The 24204-nt window shown below is 64.5% G+C and carries 16 protein-coding genes; 9 read left to right on the top strand and 7 right to left on the bottom strand.

Annotated elements, in window-relative coordinates; all coding sequences use genetic code 11:
- The first annotated feature begins 171 nt into the window (after positions 1-171).
- On the top strand, positions 172-531 hold the full coding sequence (locus tag B9N72_RS07145; protein ID WP_085275732.1) for a translation initiation factor Sui1: 360 nt from the start codon (positions 172-174) through the stop codon (positions 529-531).
- Between the two features lie 79 nt (positions 532-610).
- On the opposite strand, the gene typA is transcribed toward B9N72_RS07145, so the two are convergent.
- Positions 611-2419 (bottom strand): translational GTPase TypA, encoded by a 1809-nt coding sequence (gene typA / locus B9N72_RS07140; RefSeq protein ID WP_085275731.1) that lies wholly within the window; start codon positions 2417-2419, stop codon positions 611-613.
- Positions 2420-2546: 127 nt separating this feature from the next.
- On the opposite strand from typA, the gene B9N72_RS07135 reads away from it, so the two are divergent.
- Positions 2547-3431: a hypothetical protein gene (locus B9N72_RS07135; RefSeq protein ID WP_085275730.1), complete on the top strand. Its 885-nt coding sequence runs from the start codon at positions 2547-2549 to the stop codon at positions 3429-3431.
- Positions 3432-3528: 97 nt separating this feature from the next.
- On the opposite strand, the gene B9N72_RS07130 is transcribed toward B9N72_RS07135, so the two are convergent.
- Positions 3529-4524, bottom strand: a complete 996-nt coding sequence (locus tag B9N72_RS07130; protein ID WP_085275729.1) for an NAD(P)H-quinone oxidoreductase — start codon at positions 4522-4524, stop codon at positions 3529-3531.
- 70 nt (positions 4525-4594) lie between these two features.
- Between B9N72_RS07130 and B9N72_RS07125 the strand changes: the two genes are divergently transcribed.
- Positions 4595-7093 carry a heavy metal translocating P-type ATPase gene (locus B9N72_RS07125; protein ID WP_085275728.1) on the top strand — a complete coding sequence of 833 codons (2499 nt, stop codon included), beginning with the start codon at positions 4595-4597 and terminating at the stop codon, positions 7091-7093.
- A 27-nt stretch (positions 7094-7120) separates the two neighbouring features.
- Positions 7121-7312, top strand: a complete 192-nt coding sequence (gene ccoS, locus B9N72_RS07120) for a cbb3-type cytochrome oxidase assembly protein CcoS (protein WP_085275727.1) — start codon at positions 7121-7123, stop codon at positions 7310-7312.
- A gap of 125 nt (positions 7313-7437) precedes the next feature.
- Here ccoS and B9N72_RS07115 read toward each other — a convergent pair whose 3' ends face one another.
- On the bottom strand, positions 7438-11496 hold the full coding sequence (locus B9N72_RS07115; protein ID WP_159453024.1) for a Pls/PosA family non-ribosomal peptide synthetase: 4059 nt from the start codon (positions 11494-11496) through the stop codon (positions 7438-7440).
- Between the two features lie 417 nt (positions 11497-11913).
- Between B9N72_RS07115 and B9N72_RS07110 the strand changes: the two genes are divergently transcribed.
- On the top strand, positions 11914-13221 hold the full coding sequence (locus tag B9N72_RS07110) for an MFS transporter (protein WP_085275725.1): 1308 nt from the start codon (positions 11914-11916) through the stop codon (positions 13219-13221).
- 28 nt (positions 13222-13249) lie between these two features.
- On the opposite strand, the gene B9N72_RS07105 is transcribed toward B9N72_RS07110, so the two are convergent.
- Together B9N72_RS07105 and B9N72_RS07100 are read right to left on the bottom strand one after the other, a co-directional pair.
- On the bottom strand, positions 13250-14974 hold the full coding sequence (locus tag B9N72_RS07105) for a diguanylate cyclase domain-containing protein (protein ID WP_085275724.1): 1725 nt from the start codon (positions 14972-14974) through the stop codon (positions 13250-13252).
- Positions 14975-14976: 2 nt separating this feature from the next.
- Positions 14977-16044, bottom strand: coding sequence for an extracellular solute-binding protein (locus B9N72_RS07100; protein ID WP_234985904.1), 1068 nt, complete (start codon positions 16042-16044; stop codon positions 14977-14979).
- 479 nt (positions 16045-16523) lie between these two features.
- Here B9N72_RS07100 and B9N72_RS07095 point away from each other — a divergent pair, with 479 nt between their 5' ends.
- On the top strand, positions 16524-18110 hold the full coding sequence (locus B9N72_RS07095; RefSeq protein ID WP_085275723.1) for a sensor domain-containing diguanylate cyclase: 1587 nt from the start codon (positions 16524-16526) through the stop codon (positions 18108-18110).
- A 65-nt stretch (positions 18111-18175) separates the two neighbouring features.
- Here the strand turns inward: B9N72_RS07095 and B9N72_RS07090 are convergent, their stop codons facing one another.
- Positions 18176-19567 (bottom strand): dihydrolipoyl dehydrogenase, encoded by a 1392-nt coding sequence (locus tag B9N72_RS07090; protein WP_085275722.1) that lies wholly within the window; start codon positions 19565-19567, stop codon positions 18176-18178.
- Between the two features lie 244 nt (positions 19568-19811).
- Entirely contained in the window at positions 19812-20543 is a 732-nt protein-coding gene (locus B9N72_RS07085) for a glutathione peroxidase (protein WP_085275721.1), read from the bottom strand.
- A gap of 241 nt (positions 20544-20784) precedes the next feature.
- Here B9N72_RS07085 and gloA2 point away from each other — a divergent pair, with 241 nt between their 5' ends.
- From gloA2 to B9N72_RS07070, 3 genes are all read left to right on the top strand, one after another.
- Positions 20785-21177 carry an SMU1112c/YaeR family gloxylase I-like metalloprotein gene (gene gloA2, locus B9N72_RS07080; RefSeq protein ID WP_085275720.1) on the top strand — a complete coding sequence of 131 codons (393 nt, stop codon included), beginning with the start codon at positions 20785-20787 and terminating at the stop codon, positions 21175-21177.
- 159 nt (positions 21178-21336) lie between these two features.
- Positions 21337-23214, top strand: coding sequence for a lytic transglycosylase domain-containing protein (locus B9N72_RS07075; RefSeq protein WP_085275719.1), 1878 nt, complete (start codon positions 21337-21339; stop codon positions 23212-23214).
- 41 nt (positions 23215-23255) lie between these two features.
- On the top strand, positions 23256-24203 hold the full coding sequence (locus tag B9N72_RS07070) for a complex I NDUFA9 subunit family protein (protein ID WP_085275718.1): 948 nt from the start codon (positions 23256-23258) through the stop codon (positions 24201-24203).
- The last annotated feature ends 1 nt before the right edge of the window (position 24204 follow it).

The raw sequence follows: 24204 nt of genomic DNA, 5'->3' as shown, positions 1-24204 counted from the left end.
ATGCCACGTTGTCATATCTGGCGACAACAACCAAACAATATCAACTGGTTATGATGTTGCATGGGGGAAATTCGGCTTCATCCCGGTCATACCCCCTCTTCAACCCGACTATAATGTCGCCGATTGTTCAAACCTGCCCCCCTTACAGACCCACACTACGATGAGAGCCCTATGAAAAACAAAGGCACTGGTGGACTGGTCTATTCGACCGAACACGGACGGATGTGTCCTGTCTGTCGACAACCCATGGACCACTGCACATGTCGTACAGCCGAAATGACTCCACCTTCCGATGGCGTGGTGCGTATCCGGCGTGAAACCAAGGGGCGCAACGGCAAGGGGGTGACGGTGGTGACCGGCGTCCCGCTGGAGCCGGCGGCATTGGCCAGCTTTGCCAAACAGTTGAGGCAAGCGTGCAGTTCGGGAGGCACGCTGAAGGATGGCGTGATCGAGATACAAGGCGATCACGTCGAACGGGTGACCAGCGCGCTCGAGGCACGAGGCTGGCGGGTCAAACGGAGCGGAGGCTGAGCCGCCTCTCCCCTCCCCGTCCTACAAACAAAAAAAAAGCACCCCGTAGGGTGCTTTTTTGATGCGGGCGCGACAGCGCTTACGCCTTGGACATGCGACGGCGTTCGTGCTCTTGCAGGTAGCGCTTGCGGAGGCGGATGGTCTGCGGGGTGATTTCGACGATTTCGTCGTCGTCGATGAATTCCACGGCGGATTCCAGCGTCAGCTTGATCGGGGTGGTCAGGCGTACCGCTTCGTCGGTACCGGAGGCGCGCACGTTGGTCAGCTTCTTGCCCTTGAGCGGGTTCACCACCAGGTCGTTGTCGCGGCTGTGGATACCGATGATCATGCCTTCGTACAGCTTGTCGCCCGGGCTGACGAACATGCGGCCGCGGTCTTCCAGGTTCCACAGTGCGTAGGCCACGGCTTCGCCGTTGTCCTGCGAGATCAGCACGCCGTTGTGACGGCCCGGCATGTCCGGCTTGACCGGGGCGTAGTCGTCGAACACGTGCGACATCAGGCCGGTACCGCGGGTCATGGTCAGGAAGTCGCCCTGGAAACCGATCAGGCCACGCGCCGGGATGTGATACTCGAGGCGGGTACGACCCTGGCCATCCGACTCCATGTTGGTCAGCTCGCCACGGCGGCGACCCAGTTCTTCCATCACGGCGCCCTGGTGGCCATCTTCCAGGTCGATGGTCAGGTTCTCATACGGCTCGCACTTCTCGCCGTTGATGTCCTTGAACACTACACGCGGTTTGCCGACGGCCATTTCGAAGCCTTCGCGGCGCATGTTTTCCAGCAGGATGGTCAGGTGCAGTTCACCACGACCGGAGACGCGGAAGATGTCGGCGTCTTCGGTGTCTTCCACGCGCAGCGCGACGTTGGTCAGCAGTTCTTTGGTCAGACGATCGCGAATCTGGCGCGAGGTCACGAACTTGCCTTCGGTGCCGGCCAGCGGCGAGGTATTGACCATGAAGTCCATGGTCAGGGTCGGCTCGTCCACACCCAAGACCGGCAGGCCAACCGGGGCGTCGCGATCGCAAATGGTCACACCGATACCGATGTCTTCCAGACCGGAAATGATGACGATGTCACCGGCTTCGGCTTCCGGCACTTCGACACGTTCCAGACCCTTGAAGCCCAGTACCTGGTTGATGCGGCCTTGAGCGGTCTGCTCTTCGTGGTTCATCACCACGACGACCTGACCCGGCTTGATGCGGCCGTTCAGCACGCGACCCAGGCCGAGGCGACCGGTATAGGTGGAGTAATCCAGTGCCGAGATCTGCAGTTGCAGCGGAGCATCCGGATCGCCTGCGGGGACCGGCACGTGCTTCAGTACGGTCTCGAACAGCGGGCGCATGTTGTCGGATTCGTCTTCCAGCTCGTACTTGGCAAAACCGGCCAGACCCGAGGCGTAGATGATCGGAAAGTCGAGCTGCTCATCGGTGGCGCCCAGCTTGTCGAACAGGTCGAACGTCTGGTCGACCACCCAGTCCGGACGGGCGCCCGGACGGTCGATCTTGTTGATGACCACGATCGGACGCAGGCCGAGCGCCAGGGCCTTCTTGGTCACGAAGCGGGTTTGCGGCATCGGGCCTTCGACGGCGTCAACCAGCAGTACTACACCGTCCACCATGCCCAGTACGCGTTCGACTTCACCGCCGAAATCGGCGTGCCCCGGGGTGTCGACGATGTTGATGTGGACGCCTTCGTAGTTGATCGCGGTGTTCTTGGCCAGAATGGTGATGCCGCGTTCTTTTTCGAGGTCGTTGCTATCCATCACGCGCTCGACCACCTGCTGGTTTTCGCGGAAGGTACCAGCTTGACGCAGGAGTTGGTCGACCAGCGTGGTTTTGCCGTGGTCAACGTGAGCAATAATGGCGATGTTGCGAATCTGTCGGGTCATGTCTTTGGACGGGAACGGAAAAATCACAAGATTCTAGCACGATATCGGCCTGTTCTCACAGGGCCAGGCACGACTTTCGGCATGGTTTTGGCTACACTCCAGAGCAAAACGAACAAGGAGCAGGAAAATGTACGACTGGGATGCGTTGTGGCACGAGCATGCGGGCTATCGTACCGGCTATACCGGGGACAAGAACGACCTCAACGAGTTGGCTGAAGAGCTGTCTGGCACGCTGGTGCACCCAGCCAAGGACGACGCCGGCGTGGCCGTCTACGACAGCGGCGACAGTTTCGTGCTGGTCGGACGCGGCAACGGCATGCAGATTCTGGATGTGCCGAAACACGCCCTGTTCGACATCACCCTGCGTTTCGTGACAGAAGACGAAGGCGCGGACACACCCCTGCCCTACGTGGAGATCCTGGTCGACAATCTGGCCACGGGCGACGAGGCAGCGTGGCGCGGCGAGGCCACGCAAGGCGATGACGGCGCTCCGTTGGTGGCCGGCTGCCCGCTGCGCAGCACCACGCCACCGGACATGCCGTTCGCCGAGTTGTCGTTCAGCCGTGGAGAGCGTTTCCGCGCAGCACTGCAGCAGCTGTGGCAGGAGGATATTCCGCAGCTCAAGCCGCTGATGGATGCCTGGTTTAAAGGCGAGAAAGCAGTGGTGATGGATGCCGACAGCCAGCCGCTGCCGGACGATGCCCGCACCCGGGAGATGCTGGATCGCTACGCCGAAATCATCCACCGCGAACAGGCGGCGCTGTCGCGGAAGTTTTCCGACAACGAGTTGCACCTGATCGCCGAGGTGCTGCGCGACATCCACTTCGAGTCTGCCGCCTCATGCCGCGGTGTGTGGCTGGCCGTGGAGGCGCGCCTGGTTCATGACGAACTCGACCGCAAGCTGGAGGTCGATGCGCAATCGTTGCTGGAACGCATGAAAGCCCTCAGCTTTGCTCAGGAAGTCGCGCTGATCGAGGCCCTGTCGCCCCTGCGCGAAACGCAAGAGGGATAAAAAAAGGGCGGCTCAGCGGCCGCCCGCAATCCCAATCCGTACGAAAGAAGTGCTCGTGGCTTTCATGCCCCGACGCGAGACGCAGTCTAGCGCACGATTATGACGCGGCAGTGACAGGGAACAGCGTCAGCACGATCTTGCCGAGGTTGAGGTTGCCTTCCATCGCCTCGTGCGCCTCGGCCACTGCAGCGAGCGGATAGGTGGAATCCAGCGTCAGCCGGATCACCCCTTGCCGCAGCGCAGGCAGTATCTCGGTTTCCAGTGCCCGCGCCAACCGCGCCTTGACCGCCTCGGGCTGGCTGCGCAGGGTCGAGCCGATCAGGGACTGGCGCTTGACCAGCAACCGTCCCAGGTTGATCTCCGAGCGTCCGCCGCCCATGACCCCGATCAGCACCAGCCGTCCGTCCAAGTTGAGGCAGCTCAGGTTCTGCTCCAGGTAGGTGCCGCCAACCGGATCGAGGATCACATCCGCCCCGCCCCAAGCCTTGACCTTGGCGCCGAAGTCGGCCTCCTGGCGGGCGTTGAAGGCTTCGTCGGCACCGAGGTTATAGCAATACTCCAGCTTCTCCTCGCTCCCTGCCGTCGCCCACACCCGGGCTCCCAGCAGCCGCGCGAGCTGGATCGCCGCCGCGCCCACGCCGCTCGCCCCGGCGTGCACCAGCAGCGCCTGGCCTTCGGCCAACCTGCCGACCTCGACCAGGTTGAGCCAGGCCGTCATCCAGGCCTCCGGCAGGCTGGCGGCCTCCACCCACGACATGCTGTCCGGTTTGGGAATGGCCAATTCGCTGTCCAGCACCACGTATTCGGCATAGCCGCCCCCCTCCACCAGCCCGAACACCGCGTCTCCCGGCTGGAAACGGGAAGGCCCGGATACCGCCTCCACCACCCCGGCCACTTCCAGTCCGAGGATGGCGGATGCTCCGGGCGGCGGAGGATACTGCCCCTCGCGCTGCACCACGTCGGCCCGGTTCACCCCGGCCGCCAACACCCTGACCAGGAGTTGTCCGTCGCCAAGCACGGGCTTCTCGACGATTCCCAGTTCCAGAGTTTCCCGGCCACCCGGCCGGCTTTGTATTACTGCCTGCATAGACATGATCGTTTACCTCGTCGGACTTTGCGCTCGCTCAAGCGCGGCAATCCTCATTTGATTACAATAGCACGCCATGAGTGACGACTGTTTCCACTGCGGCCTTCCGGTTCCGGAGGGCGCTTCCTTTCCGGTGCGCTATCGGGAAAGAACCGAATCCACCTGCTGTGCCGGCTGCCAGGCCGTGGCGCAGACCATCATCGATTCCGGTCTCGACGGCTATTACACCCACCGCACCCAGGGTGCGGGGCAAGCGGAGCCGTTGCCGCTGGAAGTGCTCGAGCGCATCCGCCTGTACGACTCCGACGAACTGCAGCAGAGCTTCGTCCATATCACGGCGGACAGTGTGCGCGAAGCCGCGCTGATCCTGGAAGGCATCACCTGTGCGGCCTGCGTCTGGCTCAATGAACAGCACCTGATGCACCTGCCTGGCGTGATCTCGGTCGACATCAACTACAGCAGCCACCGCGCCCGGGTACGCTGGGACAATGCACGCCTGAAACTGTCGCAAATTCTCGAGGCCATCGCCGCCATCGGCTATCGGGCCCACCCCTACGATGCCGCGCGCCAGGAGGCGCTGCATCAAAAAGAACGCAAGCAGGCACTGACCCGGCTGTGGGTCGCCGGTTTGTCGATGATGCAGGTGATGATGTACGCGGTACCGGTCTACCTGGCGCCGGACGGCGAGATCGACCCCGATTTCCTGTGGATGCTGCACTGGGCCAACCTGTTGCTGACGCTGCCGGTGATCGCCTATTCGGCGCTGCCGTTCTACCGCGCCACCTGGCGCGACATCACCACGCGCCGCGTCGGCATGGACACGCCGGTCACCATCGGCATCCTGACTGCCTTCGGTGCCAGCACCTGGGCGCTCATCAACAAGGTGGAGCACGGTATTTACTTCGACTCGGTATCGATGTTCGTGTTCCTGCTGCTGGGCGGACGTTATCTCGAAGGCATGGCGCGGCGCAAGGCTGGGGAAGCGGCGGAAAGCCTGGTGAAATTGGTTCCGGCCTTTGCCCACCGCCTCGCCGGCTGGCCGGACGAGGCGGTGGCGCACGAGGTGCCGGTGAGTCAGCTGGCTGCCGGCGACGTCCTGCTGGTCAAGCCGGGCGAGACCATCCCCGCCGATGGCGTGGTGCTGGCTGGCCACAGCGCGGCCAATGAATCGCTGCTCACCGGCGAGAGCCGACCCGTCGGCAAAACGGTGGATTCGACCGTGATCGCCGGCAGCGTCAACCTGGAGAGCCCGTTGACCGTGCGCATCAGCCAGGCCGGGCAAGGCACCCGGCTGGCCGGCATCGTGCGCCTGCTGGATCAGGCGCTGGCGGAAAAGCCGCGGCTGGCACAGCTGGCCGACCGTTTCGCCAGCGGCTTCGTCGCCGCGCTGCTGCTGGCGGCACTGGCCACCTACCTTGGCTGGCACTTTATCGACCCGGAACGGGCGTTGTGGATTACCGTGGCGGTGCTGGTGATTTCCTGCCCCTGCGCCCTGTCGCTGGCCACGCCGGCGGCGCTCACCGCCGCCAGCGGCCATCTCGCCGGGCTCGGGGTGCTGACCACGCGCGGCCACGCGCTGGAAACCCTGGCCAAGGTCAGCGATGTGGTGTTCGACAAGACCGGCACCCTGACCCACGGCGACATGCGCCTGGTGGAAACCCATCGTTGTGGCGACCGCGAGGACGTACTCGCGCTGGCCGCGGCACTCGAGGCGGGTTCGGAGCACCCGATTGCCCGCGCCCTGTTGGCGGCAGCACCGGCGGCACACCCCGCCGCCCATGCGGTGCGCAACGTTCCCGGCAGCGGCATTGAAGGCACGATCGACGGCGAGACCTGGCGCCTGGGGCGCAGTGACTTCGTTGCCGAACTCGCCGGGCCGCTGCCGCCCGGTCTCGCCGACTGGCAGCGCGGTCACACCCGGATTGCGCTGGGGTCGCGCCAGGGCTGGGCGGCCCTGTTCGCCATCGGAGACACCCGGCGCGACGACAGCGCCGCCGCCGTCGCGGCGCTGACCCGACAGGGGCTCGCCGTCCACCTCCTGAGCGGCGACGAGCACGAGGCGGTGCAAAGGTTGGCCGAAGACGCCGGCATCCGCCAGTTCCGCGCCCGCGCCACCCCGGAAGACAAGCTGGCCTACGTCAGCGCACTGCAGCAGCGCGGCGCCCGGGTATTGATGGTCGGCGACGGCATCAACGACGCCCCGGTGCTGGCGCGCGCCGACGTGTCGATGGCCATGGGTAGCGGCACCGACGTCGCCCGCGCCAGCGGCGACATGGTGCTGATCAACGACAGCCTGGCACTGGTCCCCGCAGCCGTCACGCTCGCCAGGAAAACCCTCGCCATCATCCGGCAGAACCTGGTCTGGGCGGTGTTGTACAATATCGTCGCACTGCCGCTGGCCATGGCCGGCCACGTCACGCCATGGCTGGCCAGCCTCGGCATGGCCAGCAGCTCGCTGCTGGTCGTGGGCAATGCGCTGCGCCTGGTCGGCATAAGACGCACCGCTGCGGTGACGGAAGAAGCACGCCCGGCAGGGATTTCCCGCCCGGCCCCCTCTCATGTGCAGCAGCCATGATGGCCGACGATTGAAACGGATGAACTGATGGAAAGTCTCTACCTACTGATCCCGCTAAGCCTGGTACTGGCCTTCGTGATCGGCTTCATTTTCTGGATGGCCACCCGCACCGGACAGTTCGACGATTTGGAAGGCCCGGGACACCGCATCCTGATGGACGACGATCGCCCCACCGCCAGCGACAAGGACGACCCCAACGCGGAGCCGCCTCCGCGCTGACCGAACCGCCACGCCCTCCTCCGGCTTCGGCGCGCATGCCCCAGCCGCCTCGCCGGCATAACCCGCCTTGCTGGCCGACACACCCACTCCACGGCCAATCCGCTATAACCATCGCAGCCAGGGCATCACCCGTCCCGCTGGCACGCACGCGCCTCGTCACTCGGCGCTTCAGGCGCAGCGCCGCGCCACGCAGCGGGAATCCCCGTCCAGGCGGTACCGGCCTGAAGCGTTTCCCCCTTCATCAGCAGCGACAGGGCATCGAGTCGCGCCCCTGCCCCCATCACCGAGTCGTACAGCACGACCGAGTAGGCGCCCACCTCGGCCTTCGCGCCGACCCACAACGTGGAGGCTTTCAGCATCCTGTCCTCGAACAGGTGGGTCTGCATCACGCAATCCTCGTTCAGCGCTACCTGGTCGCCCAAGTGGACCAGGTCAAATTCGAGGAAGCCGGTGGTCGACAGGTAGACGCGCCGCCCGATATGCACCCCGAGCAGGCGCAGGTACCAGGGCAGCAAGGGTGTGCCGCGCAGCATAGCCAGGGCGAGCGGCGTCGCCAGGAACTCGTAGAGCGCGTTGACCAGCTCCAGGCGCCAGACGAACAGGCTCCACAGGGGATGCACGAATGGCCGGAAGCGCCCCATGATGGTCCATTTCGCCACTGCCACCATGCCGATCACCATGGCGCAGCAAGCCATGTAGACAAGCGGGAGGCACAGCAGCGCCGCCGCAAGGCCGACACGAGCGCGCAGCAGCAGCATCGAGGTGACGACGCTGACGGTGACCAGGATGAAGCCTGCCGGCGGCAGCGTGACGCGCAGTATTTCGAAGGTGGCGCGCGACCACCGCAGCCAGGTCGGCGGGTCGTAGGTGCGCTGTTCGGAGAAGTCTGCGCTGGGCTCCCGCCGCGGCAGGCGGAGCGGCGGCGAGCCGAGCCACGAGGCCCCACGTTCGGCGGCCTGTTCGGGCTGCGGCGGAGAGATCGACAACACCCCGACCAGCGAGTTGTCGCCGAGCGTCACGCCGCCCGGCACCACAGCGCTATTGCCGAGGAACGCGCGCCGCCCAAGATGGGTTTGCCCCAGCCGGATCGTGCCGCCTTCGATATGCGGCGGACCGAGCGAAACCTCGTCGGCGACGGTACTGCCGTCATCCAGCCGCAGCAGATCAGGCATGGTCGAGCTGGCCGTGGACAATTCGACCCGGCGGCCGATCCTGGCACCGAGAGCCCGGTACCATGGCGCCACGTAGAGCGTGGCGTGCAGCGGCCCGATCAGGCCGAGGCTCAATGCCATCAGTTGGTCGATGATCCAGTGCCGCAGGTAGAAGCTGCCATGCAACGGATAGGTGCCGGGCTGCACCCGGCCGAGCAGCAACCATTTGAGCAGGACAACCTCGATGCTCAGCAGCAGCACGAAGGAGGCGCCGACCAGCGGGGTCGCGGCCAGATAGCGCAGCGGCTGCTCGAAGGGGTCGATCCCGATGAGAATCGCCATGCCCGGCACGATGGCAAGGAACATGACGAACGGTAGGATCAACACCAGCGCGGCGTAGAGCAACCCTTGCACGGCATGGTGCCAAGCGCCGCTGGCCGGGGCCGGCTGTGACCGCGCCGGCGATGGCGACCGACGAGCCGGCGACCCCGTCCAGGTTTGGCCGTCCGGGATGCGCCCCCCTTCCGGAAGCAGGGACAGGTCCTCCAGCCGGGCGCCATCCTCCATCACGGTGTTCTCGCGCAGCACCGCGCGCGAACCGACGAAGCAGCCGCGCCCGACACGGACCGAGCCGATCACCAGCTCGTCGCCCTCGACCGAGCAGCCGAGCAGCGAGGCGTGATCGTCGATGCTGGCGCCGTCACCAATCGAGATCAGGTCGAAGGCGGCCAGTTCGTCGCTGCCAAGGTAGACATCCTGCCCGATGCGCACCCCCAGCAGTCGATACACCAGCGGCAGCAACGGCGTGCCGGCGAGGTGGCTGAATGGCATGGCACCGATCAAGCCCTGGGCAAACCACCAGCGCAGATAGTAAGCGCCCCACAGGCGGTGACGGCCGGGCCGTATCCGTCCCAGCAGCAGCCACTTGGCTGCAATGGCGACCACGAGCAGCAGCGGATACATCGCCACCACCGCGACGGCAGCCCAGCCCACCGACTGCGTGACCGGGTAGCCATCCTCTTGCAAAAAGAAATACACCAGATACGGCGCCACCCATTGCAGCACCCCCAGGCCAAAGTGGAAATAGAGTCCGCCCGACTGCAGCAGGCCGGCCAGGAAGTGCCGCGCCCCGGCACCGCGCGCCGCCTTGGCGGGGGATGGCGTGACCTCCTCCGCAGGCGTTCCCGGATCGGCCGTATCGAGCATGGCGGCGAGCGCGGCGATGGTGGGATAACGATAGATGTCGGCCACCGAGACCCGCGCAAAACGCGCCTCCTGGCGCAAGGCCGACACGGCCCGTGCCGCCAGCAGCGAGTGGCCACCGAGGTCGCGGAAGAAGTCGTCGTCGACACCGACCGGCAGCGGCCGGAACAGGCTTTCCCAGACCTGCGCCAGGCGCTGTTCGGTGGCGTTGCGCGGCCGCCCCATGGCGGCCTGGGGAGGCCGGCTGCGCACGCGCGGCGGCGGCAGCGCCGAACGGTCTAGCTTACCGCACGGCTGGCGCGGTAATTCGCTCAAGGTTTCGATCAGCGCCGGCACCATATAGGCCGGCAGTTGCTGGCGCAACGCACCGCGCAGCCCGGTCTCATTGATAGTGCCATCGGCGCAGGGCACCACGTAGCCGACCAACTGCTGCACGCCGGGCGGGTCTTCGCGCACCGCGCACGCGGCCGCCACGATGCCGTCGGCCTGCAGCAGCGCCGATTCGATCTCGCTCAGCTCGATACGGAAACCGCGCAGTTTGACTTGGGCATCGGCCCGGCCATGACACTCGAGCTGGCCGTGTTCGTTGAAGCGTCCCAGGTCACCGGTGAGGTACAGCCGGGCGGAGCCCGCCGCGAGCGGGTCGCTCACGAAGCGCTTGGCGGTTTCTTCGGCCAACCCGACGTAGCCGCGCGCCACCCCCACACCGCCGATGCAAATTTCGCCAACGCTACCGTGCGGAACAGGCCGCTGTGCCTCGTCCAGCAGATGCACGCGATAACCCGGCAGCGGCCGCCCGATCACCACCGGCTGACCGGGCTCGAGCTCGGCGTAGGTGGCGATCACGGTGGCCTCGGTGGGACCATAAGTATTCACCACGCGACGGCCGGGCCCGGCCCAGCGCTCCACCAGTTCCTGCGGGCAGCTCTCACCGCCCAGGATGAGCAGGCGCAACGTCGGCACCTCCTCGGTCAGCATCGCCAGCAGCGTCGGCACGCACGACAGCACCGTGATCCGGTGCAGGTTGAGGAAGCCGGCCAGATCCGGGCCGCCGCACGCGACCGTGGACGGCGCACTGACCAGGGCTGCCCCGGCAAAGAGGGCCAGCCAGACCTCCTCGACCGATAGGTCGAAACACAGCGACGCGCCCTGGTAGACGCGATCCTCGGGGCCTACCGCAAACAGCCGCCCCTCGGCGCACACCAGGTGCACGGCACTATGGTGTTCGATCATCACCCCCTTGGGGCGACCGGTCGAGCCCGAGGTATAGATGATGTAACACAAGTCGGCGGGCTCCAGCCCGACCATCTCCGCCGGCAGACGTCTCGGGCTTTGCGCGGCGATCGCGGCACGCTCGGCGTCGATCTGTACCACGGTGCCGGCATAGGCCGTATAGCGTTGCGCCAGTGCCGTCGAGGTCAGCAGCACCTCGGCGGCCGCGTCGCGCAGAATGTACAGCACCCGTTCGGCGGGGTAGTCGGGATCGAGCGGCACGTAGGCGGCGCCCGCCTTGAGTATCGCGAGCAAAGCGACGTAGGCGTCGAGCGAGCGCGGCAGCAGCAGGGCGACGCGCGCACCACGGCCGACACCATGCGCGCGCAAATACCGCGCCAGGCGGTTGGCGCGCTGCTCGAGCACGCCATAGCTGAGACATTCGTCACCGGCCCTGATCGCCGTGGCGCTGGCACGGAGATCGGCCTGGCGTTCGAACAGCTCGTGCAGAGCAGTGATACGCCCGACGGTAGCGGGCGCATCGACGTCGGGCGAGGGAGGGTCGGGAACAGGAACGGTAGGGAACGGCGGAGTGGTCCGCAGTCGTTGCTTCAACATTGTGCATCCTCCGGCGACCGCTTGCTGAAACACGGCCACTGCCATGGCTCACCACCGGGAAAGCGGCGGCGGGGAGCGCTCAGCAAAGGCTTCAGGATGCCTGGCGCGAGACAGCCAGGAACAACGGCTGCCTGACAAGGCAGCGGCGCAGCGGAGAACGGCCGGACGACATGCGTATTCGGAAAACCAAGCGTTGCTGACGATGCCGCCGTGAGCACGGGGCGTTCGGAAGCCGTTGGCTGATGGGGCTTCAACGTGGGGCCATGCCGTCGCGCCTGCAGCGGGCGGCCGACACGACCCTCGAATTTAAATGGACACGATAAACTATTTGAAGTTCAGGTTGGTCACGGACTGTCTGCTGACAGCATGACGGGAATGGGCTAGCATGCGCTACCCACCTTTCATGTACCGCCCATCGTGATCGCCAGCTTCCCCTTCATCACCAGCCGTCGCTTCCTGCCGCTGTTCGGCACCCAGTTTCTCGGCGCCTTCAACGACAACCTGCTGAAAACCGCCATCGTGGTGCTGATCAGCTACCACGGCCTGAGTATCGGCGGCATGTCGCCGGCGATGCTGGTCAACCTGGCGGCGGGCCTGTTCATCCTGCCGTTCTTCCTGTTTTCCGCCACCGCCGGCAAGCTGTCGGAGAAGCTAGACAAGGCACGCATCGCGCGCGCGGTGAAGCTGGTGGAAATCGCCATCATGCTGTTGGCCGGCGTCGGCTTTTTCAGCCACGCCGCCGGACTGCTGCTGGCCGCGCTGTTCCTGATGGGGGTGCACTCCGCCTTTTTCGGCCCGCTGAAGTATTCGATCCTGCCGCAGTACCTGCACGAGCGGGAACTGGTCGGCGGCAACGGCCTGATCGAGATGGGCACCTTCCTCGCCATCCTGATCGGCCAGATCGGCGGCAGCCTGATGACGCAAGGGGGACCGTGGCTGATCGTGACGATGATCTGCGCCACCGCGCTGGCCGGTTACGCCTGCAGCCGGCAGATGCCGCCGGCCCCGCCCTCCTCACCGGAACTCGCCCTTTCGGCCAACGTGCTGAAGGATTCGGTCGAGCTGGTCGGCAAGGCCTGGCGCATCACCGACGTGAGAAGCGCCATCCTCGGTATTTCCTGGTTCTGGCTGATGGGGGCAATCTACACCACGCAGCTGCCGACCTTCACCAAGCAGCACCTGGGCGGCGACGCCAACGTCTACACGCTGATGCTGGCGCTGTTCTCGATCGGCATCGGCGCGGGCTCGGTAGCCTGCGCCAAGCTGTCGCAGGGGCGGCTGCAGTTGGGGCTGGTACTGGTCGGCAGCGCCGGCATGACCGTGGCTGGCGGTGACGTGGCGCTGTCTTCGCTGGCCTTGCACCAGGGTGAACTGGTCGGCCTCGGCGCCTACCTCGCCGCCCCCGCCAACTGGCGCCATATTGCCGACATCGCCCTGCTCGGCTTCTTCGGCGGCTTCTTCACCGTGCCGCTCTATACCTGGCTGCAGATCGCCAGCCCGGCGGCGTTCCGCTCGCAGGCCATCGCCGCCAACAACATTACCAACGGCTTCTACATGGTGTTCTCGGCCATCGCCAGCGCCGTGGTCCTGAAGCTGTTCGACAGCGTCGCGGTGCTGCTCCTGATCACCGCTTCGGCCAACGTGCTGGCCACCTGGCACCTGGTACGGTGCGCCCCGAGCATCTGGCATAGCCGCTTCAGCTGGCTCAGACCGGTCAAGTCCTGAAGCCCTCTCCCCATACGGGGGCGCGCGCTTATTCCGCCGCCTGATAGCGGGCGAAGGTATAGCGCCCGTTGACTTTGGCCTTGTACATGGCGCTGTCGGCGCGGAGCACCAACTCCTCCGCCGTCACGCCATCATCCGGGAACAGGCTGATGCCGATGCTGGCGCACACCTGCAGCCGGCGGCCATGGGTCATGATGTCTTCATTGAGGGCGCTCAAGATCTTCGCGGCAATGACGGGCACTTCCGTGACAATGCCGGGCCCCTTGATCAGCACGATGAACTCGTCGCCCCCCAGCCGTGCCACCACATCCTCGCCACGCAAGGCGCTGCGCAGGCGCTGCGCCACGACAATCAGCACCTGATCGCCGACCGCATGGCCCATCTGGTCATTGATCTGCTTGAAGTGATCGAGGTCGATGAACAGAACGGCCAACTGCAGGCCGCTCTCCGCCACCGCCTCAATGGCACGCTCGATCTGGTGGAAGAACTGCATCCTGTTCGGCAGCCCGGTCAGAGAATCGTGGTGGGCCAGATGCCTCAGCTCTTGCTGATTCTGGCTCATCTTTTCCATGTGCGACTTCAGCTCCTTGCGCATCTGGTCGAAGCAGCGCGCCAGCACCCCGATTTCATCGGTGCGCGTCACCGGCAGCGCTTCGAGAGCATGGCGGGTCTGAAAGCTCGTCGCGGCATGGGTGAGCATCTGCAAGGGGCGGGTCAAGGCCCGTGAAAACACCACCGCCAGCACGATGGACAACAGACTGAATGCCAGCACCATCTGAATGGTGCTTTCCCCAAGCGACTTCCCGCCCCGCAGCACGTCCTCCAAGGGGCGGGCCAGGCCAAGCACGACGAATTGATGGTTTTCCGGCAACCCAAACGGTGTGCGCACAAAAGCCAGAATCTGCCCCTTTGCCCGCTGCGGATCATCCAACCCATTCACCAGCACACTGGTTCGGGTCTTGTCGAACAACGGCCGGGTCTGCTCGTAGCTGTCCTGCACCAGCAGACGCCGACCCTTATCGAAACCGAAGGTCATGGCAGGGTTGGGGTGGGCCAGAAAATCGCCCCACTCGTTGGTGAGGTACAGCTGGTGCCCGGCCGGCAAGTCCGACTGGACGGCGTCGAGCAAACTCTTCAACCGCACATTGATGACGACCACGCCGACGACGGAGCCGGCCGGCGTCACGACCGGCGTGGCAAGGCGGAGCGTCGGCGCGCCTTCCGCCGAATGAGCGCCCTGTTCATGATTGACTGTGATCGGCGAGACGTAGACACGCCCAGGAGCCAGCGCCAGGGTTTCGAACACATACGGAAAATGCCCTTTCTCCTGCAGCTGAGACCCGGTCACCCTCACCAGGCGATCGCCATCCCGATCGAAACGAATCTGTTCGAGGCCAAACTGCTGGCGGGAGATCAATCTCACCTGGGCGTATTGGGGGTGCAGGCGCATGACCGTGCCGAACACCTGCGCCAAACGCTCCTTGGCCGCGTCATCGCCGGGAAGATCGTCGAGACCGGCGACTTTTGCCGACGAGGGCATGTCGGCCAGCGTCAGGGCATCCGCCGCAATATCGTTCAGCACGGTGGATAAGCGCTGACTCAGCAATTCGGTGGAGGTGAGCAGATTCCGCTCCGCCTCGTTCACCAGCAGGCTTTGATTGGTGGAATAGGCATAGTAGCCCGTCACCCCAGAGGCCAGAATGCCGATGCAGGCGAGCAGTACCGAGAGTTTGACGGTCAGGCCCGGGCGCATGGCTAAAACCTCTCCGGCAGATTACCGGATACGATCTTGCCCCACAGCGCCTCGCGCTGCCCCACATCCTCCACCGGCTGGAGCCAGATGATGCGCGATTTATCGCTCAGTTCCGGTGGCGAGGTCAGGGTATTCGCCAGCCCCTGGCGCTCGGGCAGCAGCCGGCTGACGGCCGGCTCCAGCATGTAGTCAATCCAGGCCAGGGCCAAAGAAGGGTCGCGCGCCGCCTTCGTCATCGCCCAGCAATCCAGCCACGCAATCGCCCCCTCTTCCGGAATGACATAGCCCACGTCCGCCCCGGCCTTATGGAGCTGCGTCAGTTGCTGCGTGCCATAGTTGGCAAAAAGCAGGGCCGATTTATGTTTAATAAATAATCTGGTCGCTTCTTCGGGAAGACTGTAATAGCTCAGCAAATTACGCCGCAAGGCGATCAATTGCCGCGCCACGCGTCGCATCTGATTGGCATCGAGCTGAAAAGGGTTGTCCACCCCCAAAGCCAGCGCCGTAAAGGAAAAATTATGTTGTGCACTATTGAAGGCCAGCACTTTTCCTCGATAGCGCGGATTCCACAATTCGGACATCGACCGCGGGGGAACGGACACCTGCTTGCGGTCATAAATCAAGCCCATGGCAGAATAGGTAAAGGGAATGGCATAAACCTTGCCACCCCGGGTCAGGCCGCCGATGGACGAGAGTGCGCGAAAGCGCGGGAGTTGGAACCGGGTATTGGGCAGACGTGCCAGGTCGAGCGGTTGCAGCAACCCTTCACGGGTATAGCGGCGAATTTCAACAGTATTGGCGGCCACCACGTCGAACGTGTTGTCATGACCGGCATGCATTTTGTCCCACAACGACTCATCGGAGTCGACAAACGTCACTTCCACCTTGCTGTGAAAACGGGCCTCGAACACCTTCACCACGTCGGGATCGGCATACCCAGGCCAGGCCAGGACGCGTAATGTCTTCTCGGCGGCGAAGACAGGCAGCACCAGCGCAAGCAAAATAGTCAAAATGGCTATTTTGAAAATATTTATACATTTATTTGTCATTTTATTTTGATCGGCGGCCATTTCTACTCCATTCGTCGACTAATCGCGCCAATACAGCTCCACAAAAAAAAACTGCTTGATCAATTTCCAAATGTTTACCAAAGTGGCATTAATAAAATAATGTACATAAATTCTGTAACAGTTCAATCTACTTCTTGAAAAATAGTTTGTTTAAATTAACACTTGACCAACCAAACGTCATCACCACACCCTGTCCGAAGAGCGCCGGCTAAGCCGCGTTTGACTCGCCGCCCGCTGCTTCTGCCTCCGACACGGCAGAAGCAGCGGGCGCAGGCGATGCAGCCGACATGTCATCCCGGTCTGTCGCGATAGAAGATGAAAGGCCACCCGTCTGCGGTGAGAACCCGCACCGCGCCGGCCAGGGCATTGGCGGGGAAATGTGATGGTAAACGGACAACGACGCCATTCCACCGGGAGTGGCGCTTCTGGAGACGGGATGGCCTCCTACCCTTGATGGAAGCCCGCTCTGACGAGACCACATGGAAAACACCCAATCGCCAGACACCTTCACCATGAAGCGTGGTGACACCAGGCAGCCCGCCCGCGACAGCGTAACCGCAGACCTGCCGACGGAGGCCTCGTCACGACCCCCCACCCACTACCGCACCCTTTCCGCAAAGCAGCTCTGGCACGAGGGCTCCCGCTCTGAACAAGGGCTGATCCTGGGCGGCTGGCTGCTGTCGGTTCTGGCCTGCATGGCCAGCGGCATCGCCGCCGTCGTCAACAGCTGGTCGGGCCTGTCGCTGACATTCGCCGGGGTGGAAGTCTATGTGTCGATCTACCCCCCGCTCATGATCTGCCTCTGGTGGACCCTGTTCTTCGGCTGGGCCTGGGGGGCGATCCCGGCCTACCTGGCCACTCTGTCGCTGGCGCTGTATGCCCACATGCCGCTGCCCTGGGCGCTGCTGTTCGCTTGCGCCAACCCCCTGGGCTTCGCCGTGCTGGTGCTGGGTTACCGCACCATCGCCATGCCGCTGCACCTGCGCTCGACCAACGCCGTGCTCTACTACACGCTGATGTCTTTTGTCGCCAGCGTCTTCAGCTCGGCCGGTGCGCTGATCTGGTGTTACACCAATCTGGTCGACCCGACCGGTCTGCTGCCAATCTGGCAAGGCTGGTGGTTGGGCGGCTTCCTGCAATGCCTGTTGCTGGGGGGGCCATTGCTGCTCGTCAGCCAGCCGGCCTTGGAACGCTGGCGCGACCGACACCCACGGCTGTGGCGAACAGCGGAAGCGGAGTCGCGCCGTCTCAGCCTGCAGCTGGTGATCGCCATCGTCGCCGGCGTGCTGATCTACGGCTGGCTGACACTGTGGCTCGGCAGCAATACGGTGCGCCACGCCCTGCGTGCCAGCGAGCTGGCGATCTTGCCCGGCGCCGTCACCACCATGCTGGCAACCACCTGGACCTTCTATTGGGTCTTTGCCGTGATTGCCGCCTTCGTCGGCTTCTTTGGCTACCGCATGTTCACCTACTGGCTGGACTCGACCACCCGGCTGGTGAGCGAACTGGCCGAGGCCAACAACAAGCTCGCCCATCTGGCGCGCACCGACGCGCTGACCGGCCAGCCCAACCGGCGCGCACTGGAAGAAGCCCTCGAGCAGCAGCTGCAGCGCTCCCAGCGCAACGGCGAGCGGGCCAGCCTGGTCCTTCTCGATATCGATCATTTCAAGGGGGTCAACGACCGCTACGGGCACGATGCCGGCGATGCTGTGATCCGCGCCCTGGCGGAGACCATGAAGGAGACAATTCGGAATGTGGACGTGGCCGGACGCTGGGGCGGAGAGGAATTCCTGGTGGTACTGGCCAACGTTGACGAGGAAGGCGCGGCAGCCTTCGCCGAGCGTTTGCGCACACGGGTCGAATCGACCCCGGTCGCGCATGGCGAGCTGCACGTAAGTTACACCATCAGCCTCGGCGTCGCCCCGCTCTCCACACCGCATCGAGAGACCTGGCTGAAGCGGGCCGATGAAGCGCTGTATCGCGCCAAACTGGACGGCCGCAACCGCACCGCCATCGCGCCGGCACGCAGTGAGGCAGAGGGCGTATCGCTGCACAGCCCCTGCTGAGCACGCACGCTACAAAAAATAACGCCACCCATCATTGGGTGGCGTCTTGGCAAGATCGCGCCGACTCAGCCGGCCAACTTGGCCGCCGCATCGCGCAAGGCGGTGCGCAGGCCCTCTTCCACCACCGGGTGGTAGAACGGCATGTCGAGCATCTGCGCCACGGTCAGCCCCTGCTGCACGCTCCAAGCCAACAAGTGAGCGATATGCTCGGCACGTGGGCCGATCATCTCGGCGCCGAGGAAGCGGCCACTGGCCTTGTCGGCGTAAACATGGAGCAGCCCCTTGTTCTTCAACATCACGCGGCTGCGCCCCTGGTCTTCAAAGCTGACCTCGCCGGTAACGAAGCTCTCTGCCGGCAGAGCAGCGAAGCTCTGGCCCACCATCATCATCTGCGGATCGCTGAACACCACGCCGATCGGCGCACGGCGCAGGCCGGGACGCACATCGGGATAGCGCGCGGCGTTCTCGCCGGCGGTCTTGCCCTCGTCGGCGGCCTCGTGCAACAGCGTCAGCGTATTGTTGGCGTCTCCGGCGAGGAAGATCGGTGCGTTGCCACACTGCAGCGTCTCCCCGTCGAACAAGGGCACGCCGCGTGCATCGAGCTGCAAGGAGGTGTTTTCCAGACCCAGCCGCTGCACGTTGGGCCTGCGGCCGGTGGACACCAGCACGTAGTCGAAACGCTCTTCCCGCTCGCTGCCATCGAGATGGACGTAGCGGATCACCGCCTCGTCGCCGTCACGGCGCATCTCCAGCACCTTGGCGGCGGGGTCCAGGTAAAACTCCTCGCCCAGCGCACGGCGGGCGTAGTCGCGGATCGCCGGGTCGGTCAGTGGGCCCAGCGAACCGCTGGCGCCGAACATCTTCACCTCGACGCCGAGGCGGGACAGCGCCTGCCCCAGTTCCACGCCGATCACCCCAGGACCGAACACCGCCACGCGGCGCGGCAGCGTGTCCCAGTCGAACACATCGTCGTTCACCACCAGGCGGTCACCGAACACCTTGAAGGGCGCCGGAATCGCCGGCGACGAACCGGTGGCAATCACCACGCGGCCGGCCTTGACCTGGGTGTGCTCGTCGACCTGCAGCAAGGTGTTGTCGATGAAGCGGGCGTAGCCCTGCAGGCGATCCTGCTCCGGAATGCCCTCCACACTCTTGACCACGAAGCCGACGAAACGGTCACGCTCGCGCTTGACTCGGTCCATCACCTCGCGCCCGTCGATGCGAATCACGCCATCCACGTGCACCCCGAACGACGCGGTGTGACGGGCTTCGTGCGCGGCCTCGGCGGCAGCGATCAACAGTTTGGACGGCATGCAGCCAACACGGGCGCAGGTGGTGCCGTAGGGGCCGCCCTCGATCAGGACGGCGGTCTTACCTTGAGCCTTGGCGGCACGGTAAGCGGCGAGGCCGGCCGTGCCGGCGCCGATGATGGCTACGTCGACAGTAAGGTTCTGCATAATCGGTATCCTTATCACCTATCGCATCAAGCGGCGACGCCTTTGCATCCTGCTTTGGCGCGCTCGCTTACTGCGACAGGCTCTCAATAAATGTTGATGTTCAGCCGGGATACGTCACGCCACTGCGCTGGCGTCGCGTATCGGGGCGGAAAAATGGGCCGGCACATGCCGGCCCGAACGCTTCCACCGGCGTCAGGACTCGAAGCCAGCGGAAGCGGGAGGTGGGCCAAAGGCTGGCCGAAACTCAGCGGGCGAAGCGGGTTTCCAGGTCGTCGGCCGAGCCGATCAGCTCACCGTTGATGAACACCTGCGGGGCGGTCATCTTGCCCGACACGGCGCCCAGCACCTTGCCGCGGATCTTGTTGTCGAGCGGCACTTCGACAAAGTTATAGCCACGGTCGGCGAGCAAGGCCTTGGCCCGGGCGCAGTGCGGGCAGCCGACCTTGGTGAATACCACGACCTGATCCGGCTTCTTGGCCTTCGGGTTGAGGTAGTCGAGCATGGTGTCGGCGTCGGACACCTTGAACGGATCACCCGGCTCCTGCGGCTCGACGAACATCTTCTCGACTACGCCGTCGCGCACCAGCATCGAGTAGCGCCAGCTGCGCTTACCGAAGCCCAGCTCGCTCTTGTCGACCAGCATATTCATCCCGGCGGTGAATTCGCCGTTGCCATCGGGTACCATCACGATGTTCTGGGCTTCCTGATCCTGAGCCCATTCGTTCATGACGAAGGTGTCGTTGACCGACACGCACAGGATGGTGTCGATGCCGTTCTCGAAGAACGCCGGGGCCAGCTCGTTGTAACGCGGCAGGTGGGTGGAGGAGCAGGTCGGGGTGAAAGCGCCCGGCAGCGAGAACACCACCACGTTCTTGCCCTGGAACAATTGCTCGGTGGTCACATCTTTCCACTCATTGTTTTCGCGGATGTGGAAAGTGACATTCGGTACGCGTTGGCCTTCGTGATTGCTCAGCATGGTGAATCTCCTGATTTGAGAGTGGCGTCGTTGATCTATCGATGGATGGATTCTGATAGCCAACAGCAAATTCGTCTAATTGATTGTTAAAAGCATATTGATATTGAAAATCTATGAGAAGTGATCGCCCCCAGCTTTGCCACATCGCCATCCCGCCGGCCACCCATGGTGCAAACCCGCCGACGCATCGGCTGACGACACCCCGACCCGCGTCACACCAGCCCGTCCCCCAGGTGCGCTGATGCAACTCGTCGGACTCCATCACATCGCCATCATCGGCTCGGACTACGCCCGCTCGCGGGACTTCTATCACCGCATCCTGGGCCTGCCGATCGTCAGCGAGACCTGGCGCGAAGAGCGCCAGTCGTGGAAGCTCAACCTGGCCCTGCCCGACGGCAGCCAGATCGAACTGTTCAGCTTCCCCGCCCCACCGCCCCGGCCAAGCCGGCCGGAAGCCTGCGGCCTGCGTCACCTCGCGCTCGCGGTCAGCGACCTGGAGCACGCCCGCGCCACCTTGTCGTCCGAGGGGGTCGAACTGGAAGCCATCCGTACCGACGAGCTGACCGGGCAACGCTTCTGCTTCTTCGCCGACCCCGACGACCTGCCCATCGAACTGTACGAATGCCGGCGCTAAAGCATGACGATACCTGCGCCATTGCTCTGCCCCTTTACTGCCCCCAAACAGGGAGCAACGCGAACCAAGTCACCCCAGCCGCTTTCAAAACAGGAAACAACCGTCCTGGCGCATGACGAGATAGCCGGCATGACGCCGAAAATAATGGATAATTGACTGATGAAACGTTTGAACACTGTCCTGAGCGTGCTGGCCCTGAGCACGGCTCTGCCCGCCCTCGCCGCGGTCGAGAACGACCTGATCGCCGCCCGCGAGGCCTACCGCAGCAACAACGTGGCCGAACTGGCACGCTACGCCAGCATCACCTCGAGCCATCCGCTGGCGAACTACCCGGCCTACTGGCTAGCCTGGAAAGCCCTGGAAAAGGACGACGACGCCCAAGTCATCACCTTCCTCAACAGCGTCAAGGAAGGCGTGATGCCGGAACGCATCCGCAACGAATGGCTGAAACACCTGGGCAAACGCGAAGAATGGGCACGCTTTGCCCAGGAATGGCAGAACCTGCCGCCGGAAGGCAGCGATGAGGAAACACGCTGCTATGCCAACTTGCTGAGACTGCGCCAAGGCAGCCGTGACATCGACTTTGCGGGCTTTCTGCAAGGGCGCGACACCCCTTTGGGCTGCGAAACCCTGATCGAGACCGCCGTCGCCAAGGGCCTGCTCGGGCCCGACTGGGTAGGGCGCCGCATCCGGCTGCAGCTTGTCGGCAACTACCTCACCTCCGCCCGCAAGCTGGCCACCGCCACCGGACTGACACTGGACGCGAGCGCGCTGGCCCGCCCTGCCAGCGCCGACGCCTCAACCCCGGGCGGGCAGGAAATCCTGGTCTACGACATCGTGCGCAACAAGGGCCGCGCCAATCTGGACGCCGCCGCCGACTCCCTGCGCGCCCTCGAACCGTCGCTGAGCCGGGAACGCGCCGGTTTCGCCTGGGGTCAGCTGGCGCTGCTGTCCGCCAAGCGCCAGCAGATGGCTCAAGCCCTGTCCTGGTTCGCCCAGGCCGATGCCACCCAGCTCACCGACGAGCAATGGGAATGGTGGGCCCGCTCCACGCTGCGTATCGCGCAATGGGGCGTGCTGGAGCAGGTCACCCGCTCCATGCCGGCCAATCTCGCGGCCAAGCCGGTGTGGCAGTACTGGCGCGCCCGGGCGCTGCAGGCCCTGGGCCGCGGCAGCGAGGCCACGTCGCTGCTGGTGCAAGCCAGCGATGGCCACCAATACTACGCCACGCTGGCACGCGAAGAACTCGGCACCTTGCTGAGTGCCTCCCCCTCGGCCAAGTCGCCCGGCGAGGAAGACATCGGCACCCTCAACGCCCAGCCCGGGGTGCGCCGCGCCCTGGCGCTGTTCCATCTGGCCGAAGACTACCGCAAGCCGGAATTCCGCAACGATGCCCGGAACGAGTGGCGCTGGAGCATGCGCAACCTCCCCGACAGCCAGCTCCTGGCAGCGGCCGAACTGGCACGTCGCCACAGCTTCTACGACATGGCGATCTACAGCGCCGAGCGTACCCGTACCGAACATGACTTCTCGCTGCGCTACCTGACACCGTATCGTGACATCACCCGCCGCTACGCCAAGCAGCTGGACATCGACGAGGCCTGGGTATACGGGCTGATCCGCCAGGAAAGCCGTTTCGTCACTGTGGCCCGCTCCGGCGTCGGCGCCTCCGGGCTGATGCAGCTGATGCCGGCCACCGCCAAGTGGGTCGCGGGGAAAATGGGGCTCAACGGCTTTGCCGTGGACGACATCGACACCAATATCCAGCTCGGCACCTGGTACCTGCGCTACGTGCTCAACTCACTGTCCAACAACGCCGTGATGGCCACCGCAGCCTATAATGCGGGCCCGGGCCGCGCACGCAGCTGGCAGGACAGCAAGCCGCTGGAAGGCGCCATTTACGCCGAAACCATTCCCTTCGACGAAACCCGCGACTATGTTCAGAAGGTCATGGGCAACGCCGCGTATTATGCGAGTGGCTTCGAGCACACCCCGCTCTCGCTGAAGAACCGTCTGGGCACCATTCCGGCCCGCTGATCGGCCGGTCGTCGAACACGTCTTGCGGAGGTCATCAAAGAATGAAATACCAGCGGATCTGCGTTATCGGCGGCAGCGGCTTCATCGGGGGCTACCTGGGCGAAAGGTTGGCCGAAGCCGGCGTCGAGATCACCTTCGCCACCCGGAACTACGAACAGCACAAGGACAAGCTGATCGTGCTACCGAAAACCGAGCTGGTTGAAGTCGACGTGCACGACCAGGCCAGTCTCAACGCACTGCTGCACGGCCACGACGCCGTCGTCAGCATGGTCGGCATCCTGCACGGCAGCCGCCAGGCGTTCGAACGCGCGCACGTCGCGCTCCCGGAAAAGATCATCCAGGCCTGCCGGCACAACGGCATCCGCCGCCTGATCCATATCAGCGCGCTCGGCGCCGACCCCAACGGTCCCAGCCACTACCAGCAGACCAAAGGCATTGCCGAACAACGCATCGAGGCCAGCGGGCTCGACTGGACCATCCTGCGCCCATCGGTGGTGTTTGGCCGCGGCGACAGTTTCCTGACCTTGTTCGCCCACCTCGCACGCACCCTGCCGGTGCTGCCGCTGGCCGGTGCCGACACCCGCTTCCAGCCGGTGTGGGCCGACGACGTGGCGCGCGCCATGGTAGCGTGCCTGGCCAACGACGCCACCGTCCATCACAAAATCGAACTCTCCGGCCCCAAGGTCTACGCCCTGCGCCAGCTGGTGCGCTATGTCGCCACCCTGAGCGGCCGACAGCCGCTCATCCTCGGCGTGCCGGCGGGCCTGGCCATGTTGCAGGCCGGGCTGATGGAGCTGCTGCCGGGACAGCCGCTGATGAGCCGTGACAACGTACGCTCGCTCTCGGTCGACAACGTCGGCACCGGCCCCTTCCCGCACGAGTTGCTCGGCTTCTCGCCCACGGCACTGGAAGCCATAGCGCCGCTCTACCTGGGCAAGGCCGAGCCGAACAAGGTGCGCTCGCACTTCCGCACCGGGGCTGGACGTTGAC

Origin of the sequence: Pseudogulbenkiania subflava DSM 22618, from assembly GCF_900177275.1 — a bacterium.
Classification (GTDB): Bacteria; Pseudomonadota; Gammaproteobacteria; order Burkholderiales; family Chromobacteriaceae; genus Pseudogulbenkiania; species Pseudogulbenkiania subflava.
This window is presented reverse-complemented; position numbering and strand designations above follow the sequence as displayed.

Excerpts from the sequence above, each read along its gene's own strand:
- B9N72_RS07145 (WP_085275732.1), top strand. The coding sequence starts at position 172 with ATGAAAAACAAAGGCACTGGTGGACTGGTCTATTCGACCGAACACGGA.
- typA (WP_085275731.1), bottom strand. The coding sequence starts at position 2,419 with ATGACCCGACAGATTCGCAACATCGCCATTATTGCTCACGTTGACCAC.
- B9N72_RS07135 (WP_085275730.1), top strand. The coding sequence starts at position 2,547 with ATGTACGACTGGGATGCGTTGTGGCACGAGCATGCGGGCTATCGTACC.
- B9N72_RS07130 (WP_085275729.1), bottom strand. The coding sequence starts at position 4,524 with ATGTCTATGCAGGCAGTAATACAAAGCCGGCCGGGTGGCCGGGAAACT.
- B9N72_RS07125 (WP_085275728.1), top strand. The coding sequence starts at position 4,595 with ATGAGTGACGACTGTTTCCACTGCGGCCTTCCGGTTCCGGAGGGCGCT.
- ccoS (WP_085275727.1), top strand. The coding sequence starts at position 7,121 with ATGGAAAGTCTCTACCTACTGATCCCGCTAAGCCTGGTACTGGCCTTC.
- B9N72_RS07115 (WP_159453024.1), bottom strand. The coding sequence starts at position 11,496 with ATGTTGAAGCAACGACTGCGGACCACTCCGCCGTTCCCTACCGTTCCT.
- B9N72_RS07105 (WP_085275724.1), bottom strand. The coding sequence starts at position 14,974 with ATGCGCCCGGGCCTGACCGTCAAACTCTCGGTACTGCTCGCCTGCATC.
- B9N72_RS07100 (WP_234985904.1), bottom strand. The coding sequence starts at position 16,044 with ATGGCCGCCGATCAAAATAAAATGACAAATAAATGTATAAATATTTTC.
- B9N72_RS07095 (WP_085275723.1), top strand. The coding sequence starts at position 16,524 with ATGGAAAACACCCAATCGCCAGACACCTTCACCATGAAGCGTGGTGAC.
- B9N72_RS07090 (WP_085275722.1), bottom strand. The coding sequence starts at position 19,567 with ATGCAGAACCTTACTGTCGACGTAGCCATCATCGGCGCCGGCACGGCC.
- B9N72_RS07085 (WP_085275721.1), bottom strand. The coding sequence starts at position 20,543 with ATGCTGAGCAATCACGAAGGCCAACGCGTACCGAATGTCACTTTCCAC.
- gloA2 (WP_085275720.1), top strand. The coding sequence starts at position 20,785 with ATGCAACTCGTCGGACTCCATCACATCGCCATCATCGGCTCGGACTAC.
- B9N72_RS07075 (WP_085275719.1), top strand. The coding sequence starts at position 21,337 with ATGAAACGTTTGAACACTGTCCTGAGCGTGCTGGCCCTGAGCACGGCT.
- B9N72_RS07070 (WP_085275718.1), top strand. The coding sequence starts at position 23,256 with ATGAAATACCAGCGGATCTGCGTTATCGGCGGCAGCGGCTTCATCGGG.